A 5,990-nucleotide genomic window follows, 5' to 3' on the forward strand; every position below is an offset into this window, starting at 1 on the left:
GCGTCGGCGAGGCGGGCTGCGTGGACGGCATCCCCGCGCGCTCGTTCCGATCGACCGCCCGGCTCGACTACGCCGCAGTGCAAGCCGATGTGGACGCGGGGACACCGCATCCGTCCATCGCCGCGCTGGCCGAATTCGGGGCCAAGCGCGCAGCTGCGGCCAGACGACGCGGAGCCGTCGACATCACCCTGCCCGAGCAGGAAGTGGTGCCCGACGGGCGAGGTTGGCGCACCGTCCTGCAACCACGCACCGCAGTGGACGGGTGGAACGCCGAAGTATCGCTGCTGACGGGAATGTGCGCCGCCAGAATCATGCTCGACGCCGGAATCGGCATCGTGCGCACCCTACCGCCTGCCTCGTCCGAATCGGTGGACACACTGAAGAAGACGGCACAAGCACTCGGAATCGACTGGCCCGCAGGCGCATCCGCCGGATCAGTGCTGGCCGGACTGCCCACCGACGAGCCGTCGACGCTGGCGATGATGACCCAGGCGACCGGTTTGCTGCGCGGTGCGGACTACCTCGCATTCGACCGCACAACGAACCCAGTGGACAGTGATACATCGGTCGAGCATTCGGGAATCGGCGCGCCGTACGCGCACGTGACGGCACCGCTGCGTCGACTGTCCGATCGCTTCGCCACCGAGGTGTGCCTGGCCGTCGTGGCCGGAGCGCGGTACCGGACTGGGCGGCGCAGGCATTGCCGGAGTTGCCCGCCACCATGCGCGGATCGGATTCCGCGGCGTCGAAAGTGGACCGCGCCTGCATCGACCTCACCGAAGCGCACGTACTGAAAGACCGAGTGGGCGAGCAGTTCTCTGCGGTCGTGCTGCGCGGTGCCGAGGGAAAGCGGGACGCCGAGGTGTTGGTGTCACAGCCGATCGTTCTCGGAAAGTGCGACGGAGAACCGCCCGCGGGGGAGTCGGTGAAGGTCCGGTTGACCCGGGCCGACACCGACTCTCGCACAGTCCGGTTCGACTACCCGGCCGTCACGGCCTGAAACGATCCGTCGCCTCGACGAGGTGATGCACGATGCCGGGCTCGGCCGCAGAATGGCCGGCGTCGTCGACGATCACCAGATCGGCACCGGGCCAGGCCTTGTGCAGCGCCCACGCGCTCGTTGCCGGGCAGATGACGTCGTAGCGGCCCTGCACGATGACGCCAGGAATGCCGTCGAGCAGGTGGGCGTCACGTAGCAGTTGATTCTCTTCGAGAAAGCAGTTGTTGCGGAAGTAGTGGTTCTCGATACCGGCGAATGCCAGGGCGAACCGTGGATCCGAGTTGTCCTGCACTGCATCCGGTTTCGGAAGTAGGTAACTCGTCGCCGCCTCCCAGGTGGACCACGCCACCGCAGCTCGGGTTGCGGCCTCGCGGTCGTCGGACATCAACTGTCGGTGGTACGCCTGAACGAGATCGCCGTCGCGCTCGTCCTCCGGAATGGGTTCGAGAAACTTCTCCCACAGATCGGGGAAGATGTGGCCTGCCCCGCCGCCGTAATACCAGTCGATCTCCGACGGCCGCACCAGGAATATCCCCCGCAGTACCAGCCCCCGCACGCGATCGCGATGCGACTGCGCGTACGCCAGCGACAGCGTCGAGCCCCAGGATCCGCCGAACACCAACCACGTGTCGATACCCAGGTGCTCCCGGAGCTTCTCCATGTCCGAGATCAAGCTGTGGGTGGTGTTGACCGACAGATCGGCTCCGTCGGCGATGTGCGGGGTCGACTGCCCGCAGCCCCGCTGATCGAACAGCACGATTCGATAGGTCTGCGGGTCGAAGTACCGGCGTTGCAACGGATTGGTGGCACCGCCCGGACCGCCGTGCACGAACACCACCGGCGCACCGTCGGGGTTGCCCGAGACTTCCCAGTAGATCTGTTGGCCGTCACCCACGTCGAGGTGTCCGGTCTCGAGGGGCGCGATCTCGGGGTAGAGGGTCCGCATCCTAGAAGCCCACCAGACCGGATGCCAGATCAGGAATATCGAGGGAGCGGATGGCCTCGTCCCGCACGTCCGAGCACGTCTCGGTCGTGATGTCGTCGACGATCGCGCGGTTCTGCACCACCTGCAGGTTGATGACACCGCTCTGGGCCGCCCAGGTCTGCACCAGGATGTTCAGCCCGCCGCGGCCCAGGGTGGGCCCCTGAACACGCCAATTGGACAGCTGCGCCTCGAGATCGGTGCACAACTGCTGCTTCTGTGCGTCGGTGATCACTGCGTCCGCGGGCGGTGCGGTGACCGTGGTGGTCGGTGCGACCGTCGTGGTGGATGACGAACCGATGTTGGTGGTGTCGGTACTGCACGCCCCCAACACGGCGAGAAGCGCAGCCGCGCTTGCTACTGCGACTACGCTTCTCGCGGCAATGGATGTCGTACCCCGTCTGAGTGTCATGCCCCAGAGTGTGCCACCCGAACGAGGCAGAGACGAGGACGATCAGTAGCTGTGTTCGGGCCCGGGGAAGACTCCCGACCGCACCTCGGACAGGTAGGTGGTCGCCGCGGTCCGCAGTGAATCGCCGACGTCGGCGAACTTCTTGACGAACTTCGCGGTCTTGCCGTTGGTGTATCCGGCCATGTCCTGCCACACCAGAACCTGCGCGTCGCATTCGTTGCCCGCACCGATACCGACCGTCGGAATGGTGAGCTTGCGGGTGACCTGGCCGGCGATGTCGGCGGGAACCATCTCCATGACGACGGCGAACGCGCCGGCTTCCTGGACTGCGATGGCGTCGGCCACAAGCTGCTCGGACGCGTCTCCGCGCCCCTGGACGCGGAAGCCACCCAACGTGTTGACGCTCTGCGGGGTGAAGCCGACGTGGGCCATCACCGGGATGCCCGCGGCAGTGATCGCGGCGATCTGAGCGGCCACGCGCTCACCGCCTTCGAGCTTGACTGCGCCCGCGAGCCCTTCCTTCATGAACCGAACTGCGGTTTCGAGGGCCTGCTGCGGCGAGGCCTCGTAGGTGCCGAAGGGCAGATCTGCGACGACGAGGCGTGCGGTGCGCCGCGGACCACTCCGCGGACCAGCGGGAGGAGCTCGTCGACGGTGATCGGCACGGTGGTGTCGTAGCCGTAGACGACGTTCGCTGCCGAATCACCGACGAGGAGAACAGGTACGCCGGCTTCCTCGAAGATGCGGGCGCTGGAGTAGTCGTAGGCGGTGAGCATTCCCCAGCGTTCACCGTCGGCCTTCATCTGCAGAAGATGGTGGGTGCGGGTCTTGCGGGTCAAGGCGGTGGAGGGCGCTTCCTGAGCAGCCCCGCCGTACACAGCAGTTTCGGACATCTTTGTCCCTTTCTGGTCCTCGAGGCCCGCTCGGCGGTCCCCGGGATGGGGTGTGATGACGTGGTCGAGTCTGCCACTGCGCGCGACCTGCCGGAGCGCTACCGGCAGTGCAATTCGTCACACCTCGTCGACTGCGGTGTAGTCCCGCCAGCCGTTGGTGATCGGCATGCGGCGGTCGCGTCCGAACGCACGAGAGGTGACCTTGGTGCCGATCGGATACTGACGCCGCTTGTACTCCGACGCGTCGACCTTGCGCAGAATGTCCGCCACCACCGCCGCGTCGAACCCGGCCGCCACGATGTCCGCGAAGCCTTGATCGTGGTCGACGTAGCGGAACACGATGGCGTCCAGTTCGTCGTAGTCGGGCAAGGAGTCGGTGTCCAGCTGGCCCGGCCGGAGCTCGGCGGACGGCGGTTTGTCGATGCTCGACTCGGGGATCGGTGGGATGTCCCCGCGGTCGGCAGCGGACTTGTTTCGCCACCGCGCCAGATCCCACACGAGCGACTTCGGCACGTCCTTGATCGGTGCGAAGCCGCCGACGGCATCTCCGTAGATCGTCGAATAGCCTACGGCCAGTTCGGATTTGTTTCCGGTGGCCAACACCAGGTGGCCGAAGCTGTTCGACAGTGCCATCAACAGCATGCCTCGGCAGCGGGCCTGAATGTTCTCCTCGGCGAGCCCGCTCAGGTGCAGCTGGTCTACGTAGCAGGCAACCATGTCGCAATCGGCTCGACGCGGAAATGAATACCGGTGCGCGACGCGAAATCCTCTGCATCGGTGCGGGAGTGATCCGAGGAGTACGTCGAGGGCATCGACACTCCGTGTACCGCATCGCTACCGAGAGCATCGACGGCGATGGCGGCGACCACCGCCGAATCGATACCGCCGGACAATCCGAGGGCCACCGATCGAAAACCGTTCTTGTGCACGTAGTCTCGTAAACCGGTCACCAGTGCACCCCACACCTGTTCCTCGGTGCCCACGATCTCTGCGAGGAACGGCTCGGCTCGCTGCCAGCCGGTGACCGCCACGTCGGGGAGCGTCACCCGATCGATGGTCCAGCCCGGTACGTCGGCGGCATCCGGATGCGGCGCCGTCGGGGCATCGACGTCGACGATCAGGAGATGCTCGACGAATTGGGGGGAGCGGCCCCAGAGGGAACCGTCCGGCCCGACGACGAAACTCGCCCCGTCGAACACCAGCTCGTCCTGGCCGCCCACGACGTTGACATAGGCGATCGGAGCGCCGATCTCGGTGGCCCGGCGCAGGGCGATGGAGCGCCGCACCTCGTCCTTGCCCTGCTCGAAGGGGCTGGCATTGAGGCAGAGCAACATGTCCACCCCGGCCGCGGCATAGGCGGGCACGGACCCGCCCGGTTGCCAGATGTCCTCGCAGACAACGACACCGAGCCGCAGGCCGTTCACCGTCGTGATGCTCAGGCCGGATCCCGGAGCGAAGTAGCGGGCCTCGTCGAACACCCGGTAGGTGGGAAGGGAGTGCTTGTCGTATCGCGTCGTCACCCGTCCGTCGGCGATCACTGCGGCGCTGTTCCGCGAGCCCTCGGCGTCGCGATCGAGATAACCGACCACCACGATGCGATCGCCGCACCCGGCACTGTCCAAGGCTGTCGCCAACTCGGTCAGGGCGCGAGCGGATGCGGCGGCGAACGACGGTCGCAGAGCCAGATCCTCGACGGGGTACCCCGTCAGCGCCATCTCGGGGAACACCACCACATTGGCGCCGTCGTGGGCTGCGCGGACCGTCCACTCGACGATCGCCGCGGAATTCGCGGCGAGATCGCCGACGACGGAATTGATCTGGGCGAGGGCGAGTCGAAGTGCCTGCACTGCGTCCACGCTAGTGCTCGGACGACGTCCCCGCCCGGCAGCGGGAGCGAAGCGCTCGAAAGACCTGGCACGATCGAGCCATGAGAACGCGCACCAGGAGCACGGCCGTGGCACTGTCCACGGTCGCCGTGTTGGGCGTCGGCTGCTCCACCTCCGAGCCGACAGCCACTCCCGAGAACTCCGCTGCGCCCGACAGTTCCTCGTCGGCATCCGCCGTCGGCCCGATCCCTTCAGGGCTCGAGACGTTCTACACCCAGACGCTGGAGTGGGAGTCCTGCGACCGGTACAACACCGACGGCAGCGAGCTGGGAAGCGCCGTCGAGTGCGCGATGGTGACCGTGCCGTTGGACTACGCCGATCCGACCGGCACGACGATCGAGGTCGCCATCTCGCGGACGAAGGCGACGGGCGAGAAGATCGGATCGATACTGATGAACCCGGGCGGGCCCGGCTCGTCGGGGCTCTACCTCGCCGGGCAGGCCGCAGGTACCGCCGTCGCCGATCGCTTCGATCGAATCGGCTTCGACCCACGCGGGATCGGAGCATCCGAGCCGGAAGTGCGGTGCCTGACGTCCGAGGAGATCGACGAGGAGCGTCGCGAACCCGATGTGGACGTCAGCCCCGAAGGCATCGCGGCGACCGAGGCCGAACATCGGGACTACGCCGCGCAGTGCGTCGAGCGGACCGGGGCGGACGTGCTCGAGCACGTCGGCACCCGGGAAGTGGTGCGAGACATGGACGTCATCCGCGCGGTTCTCGGCGACGAGAAGCTGACGTACATCGCTACTCCTACGGCACCCGGATCGGGACCGCGTACGCCGAGGAATTCCCGTCCAACGTTCGCGCGATGGTGCTC

Annotated in this window: 4 protein-coding genes and 3 pseudogenes; 2 read left to right on the forward strand and 5 right to left on the reverse strand. The window is 66.7% G+C overall.

What is annotated here, in order from left to right:
* Positions 1-1,000: pseudogene (locus tag RHBS_RS22890) on the forward strand (RNB domain-containing ribonuclease); the annotation flags it as partial.
* Here the strand turns inward: RHBS_RS22890 and pip are convergent.
* The 5 genes and pseudogenes from pip to RHBS_RS31650 all read right to left on the reverse strand — a co-directional run bounded on the left by pip (position 990) and on the right by RHBS_RS31650 (position 5,134).
* Positions 990-1,946 carry a prolyl aminopeptidase gene (gene pip, locus RHBS_RS22895; RefSeq protein ID WP_128646492.1) on the reverse strand — a complete coding sequence of 319 codons (957 nt, stop codon included), beginning with the start codon at positions 1,944-1,946 and terminating at the stop codon, positions 990-992. The pseudogene RHBS_RS22890 and the gene pip sit on opposite strands and share 11 nt — an antisense overlap.
* A 1-nt stretch (position 1,947) precedes the next feature.
* On the reverse strand, positions 1,948-2,394 hold the full coding sequence (locus RHBS_RS22900) for a hypothetical protein (RefSeq protein ID WP_121869569.1): 447 nt from the start codon (positions 2,392-2,394) through the stop codon (positions 1,948-1,950).
* A gap of 42 nt (positions 2,395-2,436) precedes the next feature.
* Positions 2,437-3,287, reverse strand: a pseudogene (gene panB / locus RHBS_RS22905) (3-methyl-2-oxobutanoate hydroxymethyltransferase).
* Between the two features lie 117 nt (positions 3,288-3,404).
* On the reverse strand, positions 3,405-4,004 hold the full coding sequence (nadE, locus tag RHBS_RS31645) for an NAD(+) synthase (protein WP_272913886.1): 600 nt from the start codon (positions 4,002-4,004) through the stop codon (positions 3,405-3,407).
* Positions 3,986-5,134 carry a nitrilase-related carbon-nitrogen hydrolase gene (locus RHBS_RS31650; protein WP_272913887.1) on the reverse strand — a complete coding sequence of 383 codons (1,149 nt, stop codon included), beginning with the start codon at positions 5,132-5,134 and terminating at the stop codon, positions 3,986-3,988. Before RHBS_RS31650 ends, nadE begins: the two co-directional genes overlap by 19 nt.
* Positions 5,135-5,214: 80 nt before the next feature.
* Between RHBS_RS31650 and RHBS_RS22915 the strand changes: the two are divergent.
* A pseudogene (locus tag RHBS_RS22915) lies at positions 5,215-5,990 on the forward strand (alpha/beta fold hydrolase); the annotation flags it as partial.

Source organism: Rhodococcus sp. BS-15 (assembly GCF_000813105.1).
GTDB lineage: Bacteria > Actinomycetota > Actinomycetes > Mycobacteriales > Mycobacteriaceae > Rhodococcoides.

Excerpts from the sequence above, each read along its gene's own strand:
- pip (WP_128646492.1), bottom strand. The coding sequence starts at position 1,946 with ATGCGGACCCTCTACCCCGAGATCGCGCCCCTCGAGACCGGACACCTC.
- RHBS_RS22900 (WP_121869569.1), bottom strand. The coding sequence starts at position 2,394 with ATGACACTCAGACGGGGTACGACATCCATTGCCGCGAGAAGCGTAGTC.
- nadE (WP_272913886.1), bottom strand. The coding sequence starts at position 4,004 with ATGGTTGCCTGCTACGTAGACCAGCTGCACCTGAGCGGGCTCGCCGAG.